The sequence below is a fragment of the Nitrospinota bacterium genome (assembly GCA_016235255.1).
Lineage (GTDB): Bacteria > Nitrospinota_A > UBA7883 > UBA7883 > JACRLM01 > JACRLM01.
Genome location: JACRLM010000029.1, coordinates 1 through 18,384, shown reverse-complemented (window position 1 = coordinate 18,384; position 18,384 = coordinate 1). Strand labels below are relative to the sequence as shown.

Genomic DNA, 18,384 nt, shown 5'->3' with positions numbered 1-18,384 from the left:
CTAACCTTGTTCCAATCCCGAGCCCCTCGTCACACCCGGCGCCGCTTTGAAGGGCGGCATCCGTTGTGCGGTATCGGGGTAACATCCCTGATTATGTCTATCTCAAGCCCGGCGGACTGAAGCGCCCGGACGGCCGCTTCCCTGCCCGCCCCGGGGCCCTTGATGTAAACTTCCACTTTCCTCATCCCCATGTCCAGCGCCTTCTTGGCCGCGTTCTCCGCCGCCATCTGCGCCGCGAAAGGGGTGCTCTTGCGGGATCCCTTGAATCCCTGGTTCCCCGCCGACGACCACGCCACCGTGTTCCCCGAAGGGTCCGATATGGTGACTATAGTGTTGTTGAACGTGGAGCGGACGTGGGCGACGCCTATCGTCCCGACCTTTTTCACCCGCTTTTTGACGGGGGCCGCTTTCGCCTGCTTCTTCTCAGCCATTTCTCACCGATCCAGTCTCAAATATGTTCAGTACGACCATAACCCGATTCTTATTTCTTCGCCTCTTTGCGCCTGCCCGAACCGGCCGTCTTCGGCGGGCCCTTGCGGGTGCGGGCGTTCGTCCGTGTCCGCTGGCCGCGCACGGGAAGCCCCTTGCGATGCCGCAGACCGCGGTAGCAGCCGATGTCCATGAGCCGCTTTACGTTTAGCTGCCCTTCCCTGCGAAGGTCCCCCTCCACCTGGTATTGCTTCTCTATGATGCTGCGAAGGTGGTTGACGTCCTGGTCCGTCAGGTCCTTCACCCTCGTGTCCGCGTTGACGTTGGCCTCGCCCAATATCTTGCGCGCGGTGCTCGGGCCGATCCCATAAATATAGGTCAGCGCAACTTCAACCCTCTTTTCCCTGGGGATGTCTATCCCGGCGATACGGGCCATAAGCCTATTGTGTCTCCCTTATTGAATGACTAGCCTTGCCGCTGCTTGTGCTTCGGGTTTTCGCATATCACGCGGATCACTCCCGCGCGCTTGACCACCTTGCACTTGTCGCAAATCGGCTTGACCGACGACCTGACTTTCATATCACTCTCTCTTCTTTCCGGTTGTTTTAAGCTTGCCGCTTATTCTGTGCTCGAAAAACTTAAATTGTATCAGAGATGACCGGATTTTCCAAAATGTTTTTTCAATCAAATTCACTTAATATTTCCACGCCGCCTTCCACTATCGCTATCGAGTGCTCAAAATGCGCCGAAAGCGAGCCGTCGGCGGTCACCACGGTCCATTTGTCCGGCAGTATCCGTATGTTCGGCCCGCCTGCGTTGACCATCGGCTCGATGGCCAGCACCATCCCTTTTTTGAGCACCGGGCCGCGCCCGGGCCTGCCGAAGTTTGGCACCTGCGGGTCCTCGTGGGGCGATGTGCCTATGCCGTGCCCGACGAACGCCGTCACCACCGAAAACCCGGCCGCTTCCGCATGCGTCTCCACGGCGTGGGATATGTCCGATAAATGCGCCCCGGGCCGGGCCTTGCTTATCCCGTTCATCAGCGCATCGCGCGTCACTTCGAGCAGCTTTTTCGCCGCCGGGCTTATCTCCCCCACTGGCAATGTCCGCGCGGCGTCCCCAAAGTATCCTTCTTTTTCAGCCCCGAGGTCGAGCCCCGCGATGTCCCCCTCCACAAGTTCCCGTTTGCCGGGGATGCCGTGGACCACCTCGTCGTTTATGGAAACGCAAAGTGTGGCGGGAAATCCCCTGTATCCCTTGAAGGAAGGACGCCCCCCCAAGTCCCGGATCACCTGCTCGGCCTCCCGGTCCAGCTCCAATGTGCTTATCCCCGGCCTGATGATCTGCGCCAGTCTTTTATGGGCCGCCACCACGATCTGGTTGGCCGCGCGGATTTTGTCTATCTCCTCGCCGGTCCTGTAATGTATCGCCATCAGCCGATGGTGGCGAGGATCTGGCCGGTCACCTGGTCTATAGGCCCGCTGCCGTCGAAAAGCTTGTATTTGCCCCGTCCTTCGTAGAACGGCCGGAGCGCGGATGACTGCTGGTGATAAACGTCGAACCTTTTGAGGATCGTCTCCTCCCTGTCGTCGTCCCGCTGGTAAAGCTCGCCGCCGCATTTGTCGCACACGCCGGCGTTCTTGGGCGGGTTCATGGTGACATGGTACATCTGGCCGCACCCTCGGCACACCCTCCGCCCGGTCAGCCGGCCGAGCAGGGCGTCGGCGTTCACGTTTATGTCTATTACGAAGTCTATTTCCGCTTCCATCAGGTTTAGCGCCTCGCACAGAGCCTCGGCCTGGGCAAGCGTCCGGGGGAAACCGTCGAGTATGAAGCCCTTGGCGCAGTCGGCCTCGTGGAGCCGTTCGTTGATTATGCCGATCACCACTTCGTCCGGCACAAGCTCCCCCGCGTCCATGTACTTTTTCGCCTTTACGCCCAGGGATGTTCCGTCCTTTATCGCCTGGCGCAGGATGTCCCCGGTGGATATCTGGGGTATGCCGTATTTTTCCGTGATTATCTTCGCCTGGGTCCCCTTGCCGGCCCCGGGAGGGCCCAGCATGATCAGCCGCATATCTCCTCCTATCGCCAAATGGCGTCTTGAAAAAGGTTAGCGACGGCTTCTAATAGAGCCTTTTTTCACGAATCCCTCGTAGTGGCGCATCACAAGGTGCGCCTCCACCTGGGACATCGTGTCCATTCCCACCCCGACGACTATCAGAAGTCCGGTGCCGCCGAAATAGAACGGCACGTTAAGTTGCGATATGAGCACGTCCGGTATTATGCACACCGCCGCAAGGTACACGGCGCCGGTCATCGTCAGCCTCGACAGGACCCTGTTTATGAAGTCCGCCGTCGGCGTCCCGGGGCGTATGCCGGGGATGAACCCGCCGTGCTTCTTGAGGTTCTCCGCCACTTCCGACGGGTTGAATATCACCGCCGTATAAAAGTAGCAGAAAATGAATATCATTGTCACGTACACAATTTCATACACTATGTGGCCGGGCCGGAGGGAGTTGATCGCCGCGGTCAGCCACGAGGGGGAGACGCCCTGGGTCAGGAACCCGCCGATGGTGGCCGGGAACATTATTATGGAGGAGGCGAATATCGGAGGGATGACCCCCGAGGTGTTGATCTTCAACGGAAGGTGGCTCTGGGAACCGGCCATCATCCGCCGCCCCACGAGGCGCTTGGCGTACTGGATGGTAAGCCGCCGCTGGCTCGACTCCATATAGACAATCGCCGCGATCACAATCGCCATCATCGCCACGAGCCCAAGCATCACAAGCACGTTGAGCTGGCCGATGCTGATTAGCTGGAATGTATGGTAGATGGCCGAAGGCATGTCCGCCACGATGCCGGAGAATATTATCAGCGATATGCCGTTGCCTATGCCGCGCTCGGTTATCTGCTCGCCCAGCCACATAAGGAACGCGGTCCCGGCGGCGAGAGTTATCACCGTGAGCAGCCGGAATCCCCAGCCCGGATTGTTCACCACAAGCTGCCCGGAAGGGGACTTTAGCGCCTCAAGCCACACGCTGATGCCCATCCCCTGGATGGAGGCGAGAGCCACGGCGCCATACCGGGTGTATGTTGTTATTTTCTTCTGCCCCTGCTCCCCCTCTTTTTTAAGCTTTTCGAGGGTGGGCACCGCCACCGTCAGAAGCTGCATGATGATAGAGGAGCTTATGTACGGCATGATGCCAAGGGCGAATATGGTGACCCGGCTGAAATTCGAGCCGGTGAACATGTCGAACATCTGGAACATGGTGCCGCTCATGTTCTTGAAGAACTCGGCGAGAATGGCCGTGTCCACACCGGGGACCGGTATGTGGGAGCCGATCCGGAAAACGATCAGCAACCCGAGGGTGAAAAGGATTCTGTTCTTAAGCTCGGGTATTTTGCCGAGCCCGGCGAGCCCCTCTCCGATCACGGTCAGACCACCACGGCTTTCCCGCCCGCTTTTTCTATCTTCTCGGCGGCGGACTTGGAGAATTTCGCGGCTTTGACCGTCAGTGCTTTTGCGATCTCGCCACGGCCCAGGATTTTAAGCCGGGCCTTGCCGCCGGAGCGGATGACCCCCTTTTCGGCCAGGGTCTCCGCAGTCACTTCGCCGGATACGTCCAGCCCGGACAGGGTGTCCAAGTTGACCACGGCGAATTCCTCGCGGAATATGTTGGTGAAGCCGAACTTTGGCAGCCGGCGCGAAAGGGGCATCTGCCCCCCTTCAAACCATGCCGGCACACTGCCGCCGGAGCGGGCCTTCTGCCCTTTATGACCCTTGCCGGAAGTGCCGCCGTGGCCGGAGCCGCAGCCCCTTCCGACCCTTTTCCTTTTTTTGCGGGAGCCCTCGGCGCCCTTAAGCTTGTGCAGTTTCATTTGCGACCGTATCTTTCGAGTACCTGATTTTCCTGATGAGGTCCGGGTTGGAAAGCATCTTCAAGCCTTCCATCGCGGCCCTGGCCATGTTGTTCTGGTTGGACGAGCCCAGCGACTTGGTGAGGATGTCCTTCACCCCCACAGCTTCCAGCACCGCCCTGACCGCCCCGCCGGCGATGACGCCGGTTCCGCGGGAAGCGGGCTTCATGAACACCCTGCCCGCGCCGAAATGCCCGGTCACTTCATAGGGTATCGTGGTGTCGTGCACATAGACCTTGCTCATGTTCTTCTTGGCGGCGGCCACTGCCTTGCGGATCGCCTCCGGCACCTCGTTGGCCTTGCCAGTGCCAAGCCCCGCTTTGCCGGCCTTGTCGCCCACGACCACCAGGGCGGCGAAAGAGAACCTCCGGCCCCCCTTGACCACCTTGGCCACGCGGTTAATGAAGATGACCTTGTCGACAAGCTCCTTGTCGCGCCCTTCAGACGATTCCTCGCCACGGCCTCTGCGGCCCGTCCTGGATCCTCCGTTCACAACGATATCCCTTTTTCGCGTATGGCGCCGGCCAGTTCCTTGACCCGCCCGTGATAAATATAGCCGTTCCTGTCGAACACGGCCTTATTGACACCCATGCCCAGCGCCTTCTCCGCAAGCTTCTCCCCGGCCCACTTGGCCGCCGTCATGGTCTTCCCGCGCACGGCCGCCTCCTTGCCGCCGGTGGTGACGCTGATAAGCGTCCTGCCGGCGTCGTCGTCTATCATCTGGGCGAAAACGCTCTTGTTGGAGAAATATACCGTCACCCTCGGCCGCTCGGCCGTGCCGCGCACCTTGGCGCGGATGCGGTCGCGCCGGCCCTGGCGCTTCTGGTTCTTGGCCTTTAACGTATTGTTCATCTTCAAAAAACCCTAGCTGTCATTGTCACTTCGAAGCGGTCTTGCCGGCCTTGCGGCGGATCCGCTCCTCGGCGTATCTAATGCCCTTGCCCTTGTAAGGCTCCGGCTCCCTTAAGCCTCTTATGTTGGCCGCCACAAGCCCCACCGTCTCCTTGTCCACGCCCTTCACCGAAAGCTCGGTGGGCTTGGCCACGGCGAACGTTATGCCGTCGGGCGGCTCCATGTTGATCGTGTGGGAGTAGCCGAGGGAAAACTCAAGCCCCTTGCCCTTCTGCGCCACGCGGTATCCCACCCCTTCGATAACAAGCTGCCGCTCAAACCCCGTGGTGACGCCCGTCACCATGTTGTTGAGCAACGAACGGGTCAGCCCGTGCAACGCGCGGTTCTGCCGCTCATCGTCCGGCCGGGCCACGTTTATCTTCCCCCCCTCCACGCTCACGTGGATGTTCGGGTGGAAAGCGCGGCTTATCTGGCCAAGCTTGCCCTTGACGGTCACATTCGCCCCGTCTATCTTCACATCGACCCCCTGCGGGATCTCAACCGGTTTCTTTCCTATCCGCGACATCTTATATGACCTTTAATCACCACACGTAACAGAGTATTTCGCCGCCGACCCGCGCCTCCCGGGCCTCCCGGTCGGTCAGTATCCCCTTGTTGGTGGAGAGGATCGCCGAACCCAGGCCGTTTAGTATCACGGGTATCTCGGTAGCGCCCGAATATATCCTCATGCCAGGCTTGGACACGCGCTTTATCCCGCGTATCGCCGGGGAGTCCCCTTCATACTTGAGGGAGATGCGTATCTCCCCCTGGGCGGAGTCCTTCACTATCTTGAAGTTCCTTATAAAGCCTTCCTGCTTTAGTATCGCAGCCAGCTCCGCCTTCACTCCGGAGGCGGGGATGGTCACCTTCTCGCGCTTCGCCGCCACCGCGTTGCGGATGCGGGTCAGCATGTCCGCTATGGGATCACTCATGCTCATATTTTCACAGGCCCCTTATTACCAACTGCTCTTTGTCACGCCGGGGATACGCCCCTCCAGCGCCAGTTTCCGGAAACACAGCCTGCACAGCGCGAATTTCCGCAGATAACCCCTCGCCCGGCCGCAGTTGCGGCAGCGGGTGTAGGCGCGGGACGAAAACTTCGGCTTTCGCGCCTGCTTGACTTTCATGCACGTCTTGGCCACTTTTATTTCCTCTTTGCTCAGTTCCTGAACGGCATGCCGAGGCCCTTTAGAAGGCTCTTGCCCTCGGCGTCGGACTTTGCCGTCGTAACTATCGAAATGTTCATCCCCTTGACCTTCTCGATCTTGTCGTACTCGATCTCAGGGAAAATAAGCTGTTCTTTGACCCCAAGGGTGTAGTTGCCGCGGCCGTCGAACCCTTTGCCGGACACACCTTTGAAATCGCGGATGCGCGGGATGGCGGCCGTTATCAACCGCTCGAGGAACTCGTACATCCTCACTCCGCGCAGCGTCACCATCACCCCGATGCCAAGCCCCTCGCGAAGCTTGAAGTTGCTGATCGCCTTCTTGGCCTTGGTCACCATCGGCTTCTGGCCGGAGATCATTGTCAGCGTGTAGACGCCGTTGTCCACGAGCTTCGGGTTGCTTATCGCCTCGCCGAGCCCCATGTTGATTATGATCTTCTCAAGCCTGGGGGCCTGCATCACGTTCTTGTACCCGAACTCCTTCATCAGGGTGGGCACTATCTCTTTTTTGTACTTGTCCTTCAAAGCGGGCATATCAACTCTCTTCTTATGCTATGTCGAGCATCTCGCCGCACTTGCGGCAGACCCGCGCCTTGCGGCCGTCCGAAAGGGTCTTCATTCCGATGCGCACAGGCTTGTCGCACTTCGAGCAGAATATCCGCACGTTGCTCGCGTGTATCTTCGCCTCGCGCTCGATGATGCCCCCCTGGCGCTGCTTCTGGGTCGGCTTCTGATGCTTTTTGACCACGTTAATCTTTTCCACCGTCACGCGGTTCTCCTCCGGGAAGGCCTCGATGACCTTGCCCTTCTTGCCTTTGTCGGCCCCGGTCACGACCACGACGACGTCGTCTTTCTTTATCCTCATCCTGCCCGCCTGCCTTTGCACGGCCATCACACCACCTCCGGAGCCAAGGATATTATCTTCATGAACTGCTTGGCCCGCAGTTCCCTGCCGACGGGGCCGAATATGCGGGTGCCGATAAGCTCGTGGGCGTCGTCCACAAGCACCGCCGCGTTCCCGTCGAACTTCACATAGCTGCCGTTCTCACGCCTAAGCTCCTTGCCGATCCGGACGACGACGGCGTTCTTCACCGTCCCCTTCTTTATGGAGCTGTCCGGCAAAGCCTCTATCACGGACACCTTTATGATGTCCCCGATGGAAGCGTACCTGCGGTGCGAACCGCCCATCACCTTTATACAGCGCACGCGCCTGGCGCCCGAATTGTCGGCCACATCAAGCACGGTTTGCAGTTGAACCATTGGAAACTTCTCCTAACCCAGGCTTTTGCCGAGTATCTCGGCCACCCGCCAGCGCTTAAGCTTGGAAAGGGGCCTCGTCTCTATTATTTTCACCTTGTCGCCCGCCGAAAGCTCGTTCTTCTCGTCGTGCACATAATACTTCTTGCTCCTGCCCACGATCTTCTTGAACTCCGGATGGGGCACGCGCCTTTCGACCTTCACCACGGCGGTCTTGTCCATCTTGTTGGAGACCACTATCCCGATCCGGGTCTTCCTGTATCCTCTTTCCTTCTCCGCCATCTTTTCCTGCTCCGATTTACTTGGATCGCCCGCCATCAGGAGGCCTTGCCGCGTGAAAGCAGGGTCTTCACCCTGGCGATCCCGCGCCTCATGTCCTTAATCTTGGCCGGGCTGTCCAGCTGCGCCGTGGCGTGCTGGAACCTGAGTTTCATGTACGACTCTTTCATCTCCAAAAGGCGCGTCGAAAGCTCCTCGGGTGAAAGGCCGGCAAGTTCCTTTATCTTCACAGCACAAAGGTCCTTTCTTCCTTGTTAAGAAAACGTGTCGCCACCGGGAGCTTGTGGGCGGCAAGCCGCATGGCCTCCTCGGCCACGGCCGCCTCCACGCCGTCCAGCTCAAACAGTATCCTGCCCTTGCGGACCCTGGCCACCCAGAACTCCGGCGCGCCCTTGCCTTTGCCCATCCTCACTTCAAGGGGCTTCTTGGTCAACGGCTTGTCCGGGAATATCATTATCCAAAGCTGGCCGCCGCGCTTGACATGCCTGCTTATGGCGATACGGGCCGCCTCGATCTGCCGGTTGCTTATAAAGCCCGGATCGAGCGTCTGCAACGCGTACTTGCCGAAGGCTATTTTAGAGCCGCGCCATGCGGTGCGCTTGGTGCGCCCCTTCTGGCGTTTCCTGTATTTTACTTTTTTGGGGCTTAGCATCCGCTTTTACTCCTCGAAATCCTCGGCGGGTCCCGCCGCGTCCTCTCCGATGCCAAGGTCGGCCCGGGCGGCCTCGACGGCCTCTTCTATCTGTTTCTGGCTGCGAAGCTTCCTCTGCTCCTCGAGCCTGCGGGCGTCCTTGCCGAAATAGACGTCCCCTTTATATACCCAGCACTTCACCCCGATCACACCGAAAGTGGTGCGGGCCTCGGCAAAGCCGAAGTCCACGTCCGCCCGGATCGTGTGAAGGGGAACGCGCCCTTCGCGGTACCACTCGGCCCGGGCTATCTCCGCCCCGGCAAGCCTGCCAGAACAGTTCACCCGGATCCCCTTGGCCCCGAAACGCAGCGCCGTGGAGACCGCCTTTTTCATCGCCCTGCGGAAGGCCACGCGCCTTTCAAGCTGCATGGCTATATTCTCGGCCACAAGCTGGGCGTTTATCTCCGGCTTGCGCTCTTCTTTTATGTTCAGGAACACCTCGTGCCCAGGGAGCATCTTGGAGATGGCGTTCTTCAGCTTGTCCACTTCCTGACCCTTCTTGCCGATGATGATGCCAGGCTTGGCGGCGAAGATGTTTATCTTCACCTGCTTGCCCTTGCGCTCTATCTGGACGCTGGCCACTCCGGAATGGTAAAGCTCTTTTTTGATGTGCTTGCGCAGCTTGATGTCGCTGTGGAGGCTGTCGGCGTACGTGGGGCCGGCGGCGTACCAGTTGGACTCCCACTTTTTGATGATCCCCAGCCGAAATCCCGTGGGATGCGTCTTCTGACCCATTTAAATCACGCTCTCCTTAATCACTCCGCCTTTTTCTTCGCGGCGGGTTTCGTGGCGGTTTTGGCCTTGCCCTCGGCAGGCTTCTTTTTCTCCGGCTTGGCGGCTTCCTTTTCGGCGGCCTCCTTCGCCGGCTTTTTCTCCTTGACTTCCTTCGGGGCGTCCTTGGCCTCCTTGGGCTCAGCCTTTGCGGCGCCTTCGGCCTTTGCGGCCCTCTTCTTGGCCTTCTTGGCCTCCACGGCGGCAAGCTTGGCCGACTGGACGCGCTTGGCCTCCTCGTTCTCCTTCACCACTATCGTGATGTGGGCCGTCGGGCGCCTTAAAATGTCCGCACGGCCCCTGGCCCGGGGGCGCTGCCTGCGCATCGCCGGACCCTGGTTTACCCATACGCCGGAAACTTCCAGTATCTCCGGATCCTCCACATTCTTCGCCTCGGCGTTGGCCACGGCGGAATTGAGCAGTTTTAGCATGAGCCCGGCGCTCTTTTTCGGCGAAAAGCTGAGCATGCCCTTCGCGTCGGCCACCTTTTTGCCGCGGATCATGTCCGCCACCAGCCGGGCCTTCTGCGCCGCGACACGCGTAAACCTCAGCGTCGCGCTAGCTTGAATCGCTTCCATATGTCCTTAAAACCGTTATTACTTCGCACAGCGCCTGTTATTGCGCCACCGCATCCACCGGCCTATTAAAAAAGAGCGTTTGCCCTTCCCCAATCCGGGAAAAGGTTAAGTATATGCGGCGCATATATCAGTGTCAACTGCTTTTTGTTTTTATCTTTGGAAATTTTTGAAAGGCGCGCAAAGGGGCGAAAACAGCCGGAATATAAGCGGACACAAGGCGCGGCGGCGATTAATTTTAGCCTGGTACGGCTATCATGAGGGTCACTCCTGAATATTTTCGCGGGAAACTCCGCGTCTGGCTGGAATTGAGAAATTTTCGTCTTTGAATTGAGAGGCGCGCCGCCAGGCCGTCACCGTTTAATGTCTATGACAACCTTGTTTCGATCTTTTTTCGATATTTTCACGGGAACCACGGCGCCGGGCTGGTATTGGGGAATGGCGGACATGTTGGGATTCATTATCATGCCGCCGCCAAGCCCCTGGCCGTTGGTGTTGTTCATCAGCTCCGCGAAAGTGGGGGCGGGATCTCCGGCGAATTTGGCCATGCAACATCCTTTCCGGCCTTGGCGGCATGGTCCATTCCAGAAACAGGCTCAGCGTCCTTAAGGACGAAACCGGCAACCGCATCCTTGAATGCGCCGTGGCTGGCAAAGCCGATATCATAGTGACCGGAAATAAGGCGATGCTGGCCTTGCGGGAGTATCAGGGGATACGGATAATCACCCTTAGCCGTTTTATCGATGAAATGAATGAAAACAGGAGGCGGAAATAAGGTTTACCCCAGTTTCATCCTGTCGCGCACTTCCTCCACCCGCTCGAGCGATATGTCCGCCACCACATACCCCTCCCCTTCATCCCGCGACGCCATAACCTCCCCCCAGGGGCCGACGATCATCGTGTGGCCGAAACATTTCTTGCCCCCGGACGATTCGCCAGTGAGGGCGGGGGCGATCATGTAGCTTTGGGTGTCCATGGCCCGGCATTTCACAAGTGTGGACCAGTGGTCCTTCCCGGTCTCATGTGTGAAAGCTGATGGGACTGCGATAAGGTTGGCCCCCATTTCGCGCAACTTGAGGAAAAGCGCGGGAAACCTCAGTTCAAAACAGATGGCCAGGCCCAATGTCCACTCGTCTAACTGGGTGGTCACGGCGTTTTGGCCAGGTTCGAGAAAATCGCTTTCGTGGTATGCGCGCACGGCGGTCTGCGCGTCGAACATTTTCATTTTCTGGTATTCGGAAACCATGGAGCCATCAGGCGCGAACAGCGTGGAAACGTTCCGCACCTTCCCCTCCGAGCCAGGCATAAGCACCGATCCAGCCAGCACATAAACTCCGCACCGCGTGGCGGCCTTGCCCATCGCCGCCAGTATGTCGGCCCCACGGTTGGCCGCCGCCGCCATCCTGTCCTCCGGGCCATACCAGGCGAAATACTCCGGCAACGCCACAAGCCTGGCCCCGTCACCGGCCGCCTGGCAGATAATTGTCTCCGCCCGGCCCAAGGCCGATCCGATATCGGTCCCCGCCACCATCTGCGCCGCCGCAACGATCATGTTGTCACCTCCGCCCCCTGCAATACATTATCAGCCCAAAAACTTCTTCTCAATAAGTTCCGCCGCCTTTTCCAGCGCTTCTTTCACCGCTTCGGCCTCTTCGGCCAGAAACGGGGAGAGGACATGGTTGGACGCGTCCCACCCGGCCGGGGGGCGGTTCACGCCGATCCTGACGCGGTGGAACTCCGCCGTCCCCAACTCCGCCATGATTGATTTTAACCCGTTATGGCCGCCGTGTCCTCCGCCTGTCTTATATCGCACGTCCCCCAGAGAAATGTCTATATCGTCGTGGATGACCAGCAGGTCTTCCGGCGGCATCTTGTAAAAGTCCATGAAGGCGCGGATGGGCCGCCCCGAAAGGTTCATGTACGAAAGTGGTTTTACCAGCAGACACTGGCGGCCATTTATGTCGGCCGTCAGATTGAAGGCTTCGTTCTTCACCTTGCCGCCGGAAAGGCCGTGGCGGCGCAACAAAACGTCGAGCGCCATGAAGCCGGCGTTGTGGCGGGTGCGCTCATAGTCCGGGCCCGGATTCCCGAGCCCGGCCACAAGTTTCAAATCAAAGTCCCCGCCAGTCTTACTTCGAAGGCGCGGAGCCTTTGGCCGGAGCCGCCGCTTCGGCCGGCTTGGCCGCTTCCGCCGCCGGGGCCGCCGCCGCCGCAACCGGGGTGACTTCCACGGCCGCGGGCTGGATCACAGTGATGACCACGAAATCCGGGTCCTCCATTATCGTCACGTTCGCGGGAACCGCCAGATCGCTGACTTTCACGCCGTCGCCGATGTCCAGGCCGGCCACAGGCACCACGATGGTGTCCGGGATGTCCTTTGGCAGGCATTCGACGATGACCCTGCTCTTGTTCATCTTCAGCCTTCCACCCTTCTCCTTTACGCCGATGGGGACCCCGCTCACTTCCAGGTCCACCGGGAAGCGCACAGGCTTGTTCAGGTCTATCTCCAGAAGGTCTATGTGCAAAAGCTTGTCCGAAATCGGATGCACATCAAGCTGCTTTATCATCACGTGGCGGTCCTTTTTGTCGCCGTCGAACTTCGCCTTGATGATGTGGTGCGCGCCCCCCTTGGACTCCAATATCTTCAGCACGTCCTTGGCCGCCACGCTCACCGGGACGCTCTCGCCAAGCCCGTACACTATGCCGGGCACAAGCCCCTGGCTGCGCAGCCTGCGGCATGGGCCTTTCCTGCCGATCTGGCGCGTCGAACCGCTCAACACTTCCTCGCTCATTTTTCCAAGCCTTTCTTCGTTATCGTAACTTTTCCGTTTTCAGTATTCAAACAGTGAGCTCACCGAGCTCTCCTGGTGTATCCTCAGGATAGCCTCTCCCAGAAGCCGCGCCACGGAAAGAGCCTTTATCTTGCCGCATTTGAGCTTCTTTTCGCCCAGGGCTATGGTGTTGCTGGTGATCAGGTCCTTTATCTGCGACCTTTCCAGCCGGTCTATGGCCGGCCCGGAAAGCACCGCGTGCGTGCAGCAGGCCGACACCGTGTTGGCCCCGGCCTTGTACAGCGCCGCCACCGCCTCGGTGAGGGTCCCGGCGGTGTCCACCATGTCGTCCACCACCAGCACGTCGCGCCCTTTCACCTCGCCGATGATGTGCATCACCTGCGCCACGTTCTTCGCCTCGCGCCGCTTGTCTATTATGCCAAGCCCGGTGCCCAGCGACTTGGCGAAGGCCCTCGCCCTCTCCACGCCCCCCGCGTCCGGCGAGAAAACGACCAGGTTGCCCAGGTCGTAGTGTTTTTTTATGTATTCCGTCAAAATCGGCGCGGCGTAAAGGTGGTCCACCGGCAGGCTGAAAAAGCCCTGTATCTGGCCGGCGTGCAGGTCCATGGAAAGCACCCTGTCCGTCCCGGCGGCGGTGATAAGGTCCGCCACGAGCTTGGCGGTGATGGGGGTGCGAGACTGCACCTTGCGGTCCTGCCGGGCGTAGCCGAAATACGGCAGCACGGCGGTGATCCTTTTTGCCGAGGCCCTGCGGGCCGCGTCTATGATTATCAGCAGCTCCATCAGGTTGTCGTTGACGTTGCTGGAGGTGGACTGCACGACAAAAACGTCCGCCCCGCGCACGTTTTCCTTTATCTGGACGAAAATCTCGCCGTCGGAGAAATTGGTCACTTCCCGGGCGCAAAGCTTCTCCCCGATGGAGGAGGCCATGTCCTCGGCAAGGGCCGTGTTCGACCTGCCGCTTATCAGCACAAGCCTGTTGTTGTTGTTGTCGCAGTTGTTTTCAGTCATACCAAGTCCATCATGCCGCGCGTTTAACCATCCGCGTTGTCATACCGGCCGGAGTCCGCAAAACCGTCTCCCGCCACTGGCTGGGGCGGGAGGATTCGAACCTCCGAATGCGGGATCCAAAGACCCGTGTCTTACCGCTTGACGACGCCCCAATAAAAATAAACGGCAATTATAGCTTTATAGCCGCGGTAAAGTCATTATTTTTCTTCGGCCATGTTTCAATATCAAATGCCACTCTCCCGGCGCCAATGGCCGGTGCGAGGCCGGCGCCACGGGAACGGCGGGATGAAGAGGCCGCACCAGGAGGAAAAATAAACTTTGTCCCAATGGCGAAATGTGTTATAAAATCATCCAAATTAGAAAGCGGCGGATAGCCTCATCTTCGCGCCGCGCATCCGCGAGGAACGCCAGCCGGGAGAAATTCCAATTGCAGTTGCGGCTCGGTCTCCCAGTCCAGACGTTCTAAAGCCTTTAATTTCACTTTTCGAGGCGTGACATGACAAGGTCAAGACGTCCACCGGATTTCAAGCTGATAGACATGACACGGCAGTACAGCCAGTCGCTTTCCGAGCGGCTCCTGGAAATGTCCGCCCTGTACGACCTTAGCAGAAGCTGCAACCTTTCCATAAACCTGGACGACGTGCTCGACCACAGCGGCCAGCTGCTCAAGCAATCGCTGGGGATTGACGACTTTTGCGTGATGCTGCTCGAGGACGGCACCTCCGACCTGAAGGTGTTCCGGGCCAACAAGCTTGACGAGGATGCGGCCCAAAAGGTCATCATCCGCTCCGGCGAAGGGATAAGCGGCCTTGCGGTGAAAAAGAAAAGACCGATCCTGGTGCAAGACACCTCCAAGGACAAGCGCTACTTGAATTACATGGGGGCGCGGCACGACATCGGGTCGCTGCTTTCCATACCGCTGCTGGACAACAGGGGGGAGGCGATGGGGGTGTTCAACATCCACAAGCCAAAGCCCAAGGCTTTCTCCAAGAGCGACATTCTGTTCTTCACCGCCGCGGCGCTGCACATAGCCTCCATGCTCGAGAAGGTGAAACTGTTCAAGAAAATAGAGACCGAGGCCATCACCGACGCGCTCACGGGGCTATACTCCCGCCGCTACTTCATAAACGCCCTTGAAAAGGCCCTCGCCTCCAACGACCGCAGCGGCGCGTTCTTCTCCCTTGCGCTAATTGACGTGGACTATTTTAAAAGCGTGAACGACCGCTTCGGCCACCACGCCGGCGACGAAGCGCTGGCCCGCCTGGGTAAGATCATCCTGGAGAACACGCGCAAGGGGGACATAGCCGCCAGGTACGGCGGCGAAGAGTTCATCCTGATCCTCCCGGACGCGGACCTGGACGACGCGATGAAGCTTTCGGAAAAGATCAGGTCCATCGTGGAGCGCGAAATGGCGGTCGAATGGGCGGATGGATCGCACCCGGTCACCATCTCCGTGGGGGTGTGCTCATACCCGGCCTGCGTGGGGACAGCCTCCGAACTTATCAGCCTGGCGGACAAGGCGCTGTACCGGGCGAAAAGCGGCGGCAGGAACCGCGTCTGCTCGTATCTTGAGAACTCCAGGCCATACCCGGACGAAAAACGCCGGAACAGGCGCTACGCCGTGGCCCTCAAGAAAGTTTATCTGGACGGGGACGGGATAAAGTACCTGGAGGTGAACATAGACGGCCAGTGGGCGCAGTGCGCCGTGCACGACGTGAGCGCCGGAGGTTTCAAGGGGGTGGCGCATTTCTTCCCCGAGAACGGCGTTAATTACGACTGCAAGGCCCGAAGCTCCATCACAGGCGGCGTGGAACAGGTATTCACCGTGCTGTGCAAGAACAGGGAGCCCATCAGCGGCGGCAAATACGCCGTGGGATTCGAGGTCGTCGGTGCGCATGACGGCTGGCGCCAGTGCCTCAACCGCATAGGGCGCTGACCGCGGCGCTTTAAGCGGAACGATTCAACTTCGGCCCTCTCCGGCGCCTCTGAGGCCCGGCCGGTTTCCCCGGCGCCCTCCACTCGCGCTATAATTGCCCACATACTTATTAAGCCCATTCAATGAAACCAGAAGAAGACGAGCAGAGCGCCGGATTCCCTCCCCCCAGGGCCACGCTGGCAAGCTTCGCCGAGGCGGCGCCCGATTTCCTCATAGCTCTGGCGATTTTCGCATTCTGGACAAATCCGCTTTCACCGGCCAGCCACCTCAATCCGGTCCGGGTGGAGGCCATCATCACCCTGGAGTTCTTCGCCATACTCTCCGGCTGGTTCATGAGTTTCGCGTTCATGCTTTTCAGAACGCCGGTTTTCAGGTATATCGCCGCCGGGATCATCGCCTATCTGTTCGTCATCGGTTTTGGGACCGATTTCGCCCGGTTGACCGGCGAGGCGTGGCCCATACTGTCGCTTCTGGCGCTGATGGTGAACCGCACCTCCGCATCGATGATGACCAGCAAGGAGGCCCAGGGGGGATTCCTTTTCGCGTGGTCGCTGGTCCACTTTTTACTGATGCTGGCCGCCTTTATGATCCAGGCGCCGTTCCCGACGCCGGATTTCGGCCTGACCCCCGATGCGATAGAGAAAATCGCCCATATCAGCCCGCCGCTGACCGAACACGCGGCCGAAACGATGGCCAAGCCGGACAAGTACGTGGCGTGGTCGTTCATCTATTTTTCGATGTCGGGCGCGGCCACGCTGTTTTACCTGGGTGGGTTGAAAGAGAAAATCGAGGGACACTTAAACTCACCGGAGGTGGCCGCCAAGAATAACAGCGGAGAGATGTGGACCCCCTTGCAGGAATTCTGGGCGATAATCGCGATATTCGCCGCGCTCTTTTTCGTTTTCGGCCCTGCGTTAAAATCCGGACATCCCAGGCGGGAGGAGCCGCCGTGGCGCGCCCCGCAGGCCCAAAAGCTCCATGACAAGAACATGGAAAAGATGGCCAAAGACGCCGCCGCCTTGGAACGGAAGGCCAGAAGGCTTGAAAGACGATATCAGCGTGGTAATTACCCCTAGCGCCAAATCTTGGCAATGGGGAAGCTGAAGAATTATATTAACCACAGAGGCTCAGAGGCACGGAGATGAAATTATTCTTCCCTCTGTGTCTCCGTGTCTCTGTGGTGAAAAAGTTTCCTCTTACCGACTGCAGGGGAAGCTGAAATAAAAATCCGTGGTCAGGCGACCACGGGGAAGCAGAACAAAAGGTGAAGCGTTGTGGCGCGCCCTTACTGCTGCCGCAAAATCTCCGCTATCTGAACGGCGTTAAGGGCGGCGCCTTTGCGGATGTTGTCCGCCACGATCCACATGTTCAAACCATGCTCCACCGTGTCGTCCAGCCTTATGCGGCCCACATATGTTGGGTCCTTCCCGGCCGCGTCTATGGCCAGCGGATATATCTGCTTTGCCGGATCGTCCCGAAGCTCCACCCCCGGGGCGTTTGAGAGCAGCTCCCGCGCCTTGTCCGGCGATATGGGGCGCTCAAATTCCACGTTCACCGATTCGGAATGGGCGTAGAACACCGGCACGCGCACGGTGGTGGCGGAGACCTTTATGGAGTCGTCCTCCATTATTTTCTTCGTCTCGTTGACCATTTTCTGCTCTTCCTTGGTGTAGCCGGTCTCCAGGAACGAGTCTATCTGCGGCAGGCAGTTGAAAGCGATCTGGTATGGGTACACCTTCGCCGTCACCTCGCGCATGTTGAAAATGTCCCGGGTCTGCCGGTCCAGCTCGTCAATGGCCTTCTTGCCGGTGCCGGAGACCGACTGGTAGGTGCTCACCACGATCCTCTTTATCCTGGCGTAATCGTGCAAGGGCTTTAGCGCCACCACCATCTGGATGGTGGAGCAGTTGGGATTGGCGATGATCCCCTTGTGCAGCTTTATCGCGTGAGGATTGACCTCGGGGACGACAAGGGGCGTTCCCGGGTCCATCCTGTATGCGCTGGAGTTGTCCACCACCACGGCGCCCGCGTCCACGGCGGCGGGGGCGAATTCCAGGCTGCGGGAGGCCCCGGCGGAGAAAAGAGCGATATCAATCCCGTCGAACGAATCGTGGGTAAGCTCCTCCACCTCGTACTCTTCCCCCTTGAACGTGACCGCTTTGCCCGCGGACCTGGCCGAGGCCAGCGGCAGGAATTCACCCACCGGGAACTTGCGTTCCTCCAGTATCCTGGTCATCTCTTCGCCCACGGCCCCGGTGGCCCCCACCACCGCCACGTTCAACAATCCCTTTTTCATCTTCCTCACCGCATGTTTTAGTCTATGGCAAAGCCTGAAAGCGTAACACCGGCGGCGGCCTAATGCAACGTTATCCACCCGCCGCCACGGTTTTACGATGATACCATGACAGGCCGCCTATGGGCGACCTGCCACCCCCTGCTTATTCTTAGCCTTTTGAGCTATGGCATTGAAACGTAAAGGGGGTTAGAATGTATCATAATGCAAGCGCTGGTCATCCCCATTTCCAAAGCCGCGAATTGCCTCATATTAAAAGTAACCGAAGAATTAGGCGAAAATGATTCGATGCCTCATGTTTCATGTAACCGAAGGGAGCATGGAATATGGGCAAAAGCGCCAGAAAAGAATACCTTGCGAAAATCAAGGGCCGCTA

At 58.9% G+C, this 18,384-nt stretch carries 29 protein-coding genes and 1 tRNA gene; 3 read left to right on the top strand and 27 right to left on the bottom strand.

Annotated features, from left to right (window positions below; translation table 11 throughout):
• Positions 1-29 precede the first annotated feature (29 nt).
• The 21 genes from rpsK to HZB29_03255 all read right to left on the bottom strand — a co-directional run bounded on the left by rpsK (position 30) and on the right by HZB29_03255 (position 10,524).
• Positions 30-431: a 30S ribosomal protein S11 gene (gene rpsK / locus HZB29_03355; GenBank protein MBI5814627.1), complete on the bottom strand. Its 402-nt coding sequence runs from the start codon at positions 429-431 to the stop codon at positions 30-32.
• A 50-nt stretch (positions 432-481) separates the two neighbouring features.
• Positions 482-865 carry a 30S ribosomal protein S13 gene (rpsM, locus tag HZB29_03350; GenBank protein ID MBI5814626.1) on the bottom strand — a complete coding sequence of 128 codons (384 nt, stop codon included), beginning with the start codon at positions 863-865 and terminating at the stop codon, positions 482-484.
• A 29-nt stretch (positions 866-894) separates the two neighbouring features.
• On the bottom strand, positions 895-1,008 hold the full coding sequence (gene rpmJ / locus HZB29_03345) for a 50S ribosomal protein L36 (GenBank protein MBI5814625.1): 114 nt from the start codon (positions 1,006-1,008) through the stop codon (positions 895-897).
• A 101-nt stretch (positions 1,009-1,109) separates the two neighbouring features.
• A complete protein-coding gene (gene map / locus HZB29_03340; GenBank protein MBI5814624.1) occupies positions 1,110-1,862 on the bottom strand; it encodes a type I methionyl aminopeptidase in 753 nt (250 codons plus the stop codon).
• Entirely contained in the window at positions 1,862-2,503 is a 642-nt protein-coding gene (locus HZB29_03335; protein ID MBI5814623.1) for an adenylate kinase, read from the bottom strand. Before HZB29_03335 ends, map begins: the two co-directional genes overlap by 1 nt.
• Positions 2,504-2,539: 36 nt before the next feature.
• Positions 2,540-3,862, bottom strand: a complete 1,323-nt coding sequence (gene secY / locus HZB29_03330) for a preprotein translocase subunit SecY (protein MBI5814622.1) — start codon at positions 3,860-3,862, stop codon at positions 2,540-2,542.
• A 2-nt stretch (positions 3,863-3,864) separates the two neighbouring features.
• Entirely contained in the window at positions 3,865-4,308 is a 444-nt protein-coding gene (gene rplO, locus HZB29_03325) for a 50S ribosomal protein L15 (protein ID MBI5814621.1), read from the bottom strand.
• Positions 4,289-4,840 carry a 30S ribosomal protein S5 gene (rpsE, locus tag HZB29_03320; GenBank protein MBI5814620.1) on the bottom strand — a complete coding sequence of 184 codons (552 nt, stop codon included), beginning with the start codon at positions 4,838-4,840 and terminating at the stop codon, positions 4,289-4,291. Before rpsE ends, rplO begins: the two co-directional genes overlap by 20 nt.
• Positions 4,837-5,199, bottom strand: coding sequence for a 50S ribosomal protein L18 (locus HZB29_03315; GenBank protein ID MBI5814619.1), 363 nt, complete (start codon positions 5,197-5,199; stop codon positions 4,837-4,839). The genes rpsE and HZB29_03315 overlap by 4 nt, the downstream gene beginning before the upstream one ends.
• A gap of 25 nt (positions 5,200-5,224) precedes the next feature.
• Positions 5,225-5,764 (bottom strand): 50S ribosomal protein L6, encoded by a 540-nt coding sequence (gene rplF / locus HZB29_03310; GenBank protein ID MBI5814618.1) that lies wholly within the window; start codon positions 5,762-5,764, stop codon positions 5,225-5,227.
• A 16-nt stretch (positions 5,765-5,780) separates the two neighbouring features.
• Complete coding sequence (gene rpsH / locus HZB29_03305) at positions 5,781-6,176, bottom strand: 30S ribosomal protein S8 (GenBank protein MBI5814617.1); 396 nt, start codon at positions 6,174-6,176, stop codon at positions 5,781-5,783.
• Between the two features lie 18 nt (positions 6,177-6,194).
• Positions 6,195-6,380: a type Z 30S ribosomal protein S14 gene (locus tag HZB29_03300; GenBank protein MBI5814616.1), complete on the bottom strand. Its 186-nt coding sequence runs from the start codon at positions 6,378-6,380 to the stop codon at positions 6,195-6,197.
• Between the two features lie 17 nt (positions 6,381-6,397).
• On the bottom strand, positions 6,398-6,937 hold the full coding sequence (rplE, locus tag HZB29_03295) for a 50S ribosomal protein L5 (GenBank protein ID MBI5814615.1): 540 nt from the start codon (positions 6,935-6,937) through the stop codon (positions 6,398-6,400).
• A gap of 13 nt (positions 6,938-6,950) precedes the next feature.
• Positions 6,951-7,268: a 50S ribosomal protein L24 gene (locus HZB29_03290; protein MBI5814614.1), complete on the bottom strand. Its 318-nt coding sequence runs from the start codon at positions 7,266-7,268 to the stop codon at positions 6,951-6,953.
• Positions 7,269-7,294: 26 nt separating this feature from the next.
• Positions 7,295-7,663, bottom strand: coding sequence for a 50S ribosomal protein L14 (gene rplN / locus HZB29_03285; GenBank protein MBI5814613.1), 369 nt, complete (start codon positions 7,661-7,663; stop codon positions 7,295-7,297).
• Positions 7,664-7,675: 12 nt separating this feature from the next.
• Positions 7,676-7,942 carry a 30S ribosomal protein S17 gene (rpsQ, locus tag HZB29_03280; protein ID MBI5814612.1) on the bottom strand — a complete coding sequence of 89 codons (267 nt, stop codon included), beginning with the start codon at positions 7,940-7,942 and terminating at the stop codon, positions 7,676-7,678.
• 35 nt (positions 7,943-7,977) lie between these two features.
• Positions 7,978-8,169 carry a 50S ribosomal protein L29 gene (rpmC, locus tag HZB29_03275; GenBank protein ID MBI5814611.1) on the bottom strand — a complete coding sequence of 64 codons (192 nt, stop codon included), beginning with the start codon at positions 8,167-8,169 and terminating at the stop codon, positions 7,978-7,980.
• On the bottom strand, positions 8,166-8,591 hold the full coding sequence (gene rplP, locus HZB29_03270) for a 50S ribosomal protein L16 (GenBank protein ID MBI5814610.1): 426 nt from the start codon (positions 8,589-8,591) through the stop codon (positions 8,166-8,168). Before rplP ends, rpmC begins: the two co-directional genes overlap by 4 nt.
• 6 nt (positions 8,592-8,597) lie before the next feature.
• Positions 8,598-9,365, bottom strand: coding sequence for a 30S ribosomal protein S3 (gene rpsC, locus HZB29_03265; protein MBI5814609.1), 768 nt, complete (start codon positions 9,363-9,365; stop codon positions 8,598-8,600).
• A 20-nt stretch (positions 9,366-9,385) separates the two neighbouring features.
• Positions 9,386-9,979 carry a 50S ribosomal protein L22 gene (gene rplV, locus HZB29_03260; GenBank protein ID MBI5814608.1) on the bottom strand — a complete coding sequence of 198 codons (594 nt, stop codon included), beginning with the start codon at positions 9,977-9,979 and terminating at the stop codon, positions 9,386-9,388.
• A 350-nt stretch (positions 9,980-10,329) separates the two neighbouring features.
• A complete protein-coding gene (locus HZB29_03255; protein ID MBI5814607.1) occupies positions 10,330-10,524 on the bottom strand; it encodes a hypothetical protein in 195 nt (64 codons plus the stop codon).
• A gap of 26 nt (positions 10,525-10,550) precedes the next feature.
• Between HZB29_03255 and HZB29_03250 the strand changes: the two genes are divergently transcribed.
• Positions 10,551-10,751 (top strand): hypothetical protein, encoded by a 201-nt coding sequence (locus tag HZB29_03250; protein ID MBI5814606.1) that lies wholly within the window; start codon positions 10,551-10,553, stop codon positions 10,749-10,751.
• A 3-nt stretch (positions 10,752-10,754) separates the two neighbouring features.
• Here the strand turns inward: HZB29_03250 and HZB29_03245 are convergent, their stop codons facing one another.
• From HZB29_03245 to HZB29_03225, 5 genes are all read right to left on the bottom strand, one after another.
• A complete protein-coding gene (locus tag HZB29_03245) occupies positions 10,755-11,528 on the bottom strand; it encodes a carbon-nitrogen hydrolase family protein (protein MBI5814605.1) in 774 nt (257 codons plus the stop codon).
• A 30-nt stretch (positions 11,529-11,558) separates the two neighbouring features.
• On the bottom strand, positions 11,559-12,086 hold the full coding sequence (locus tag HZB29_03240; protein ID MBI5814604.1) for an aminoacyl-tRNA hydrolase: 528 nt from the start codon (positions 12,084-12,086) through the stop codon (positions 11,559-11,561).
• A 19-nt stretch (positions 12,087-12,105) separates the two neighbouring features.
• Positions 12,106-12,768, bottom strand: a complete 663-nt coding sequence (locus tag HZB29_03235; GenBank protein MBI5814603.1) for a 50S ribosomal protein L25 — start codon at positions 12,766-12,768, stop codon at positions 12,106-12,108.
• A 39-nt stretch (positions 12,769-12,807) separates the two neighbouring features.
• Complete coding sequence (locus HZB29_03230; GenBank protein MBI5814602.1) at positions 12,808-13,779, bottom strand: ribose-phosphate pyrophosphokinase; 972 nt, start codon at positions 13,777-13,779, stop codon at positions 12,808-12,810.
• Between the two features lie 77 nt (positions 13,780-13,856).
• Positions 13,857-13,931 (bottom strand) — tRNA-Gln (locus tag HZB29_03225).
• Positions 13,932-14,275: 344 nt separating this feature from the next.
• Here HZB29_03225 and HZB29_03220 point away from each other — a divergent pair.
• Together HZB29_03220 and HZB29_03215 are read left to right on the top strand one after the other, a co-directional pair.
• Entirely contained in the window at positions 14,276-15,715 is a 1,440-nt protein-coding gene (locus tag HZB29_03220; protein ID MBI5814601.1) for a sensor domain-containing diguanylate cyclase, read from the top strand.
• Positions 15,716-15,837: 122 nt separating this feature from the next.
• Positions 15,838-16,791 carry a hypothetical protein gene (locus HZB29_03215; GenBank protein MBI5814600.1) on the top strand — a complete coding sequence of 318 codons (954 nt, stop codon included), beginning with the start codon at positions 15,838-15,840 and terminating at the stop codon, positions 16,789-16,791.
• A gap of 209 nt (positions 16,792-17,000) precedes the next feature.
• On the opposite strand, the gene HZB29_03210 is transcribed toward HZB29_03215, so the two are convergent.
• Positions 17,001-18,011, bottom strand: a complete 1,011-nt coding sequence (locus HZB29_03210; GenBank protein MBI5814599.1) for an aspartate-semialdehyde dehydrogenase — start codon at positions 18,009-18,011, stop codon at positions 17,001-17,003.
• Between the last annotated feature and the right edge of the window lie 373 nt (positions 18,012-18,384).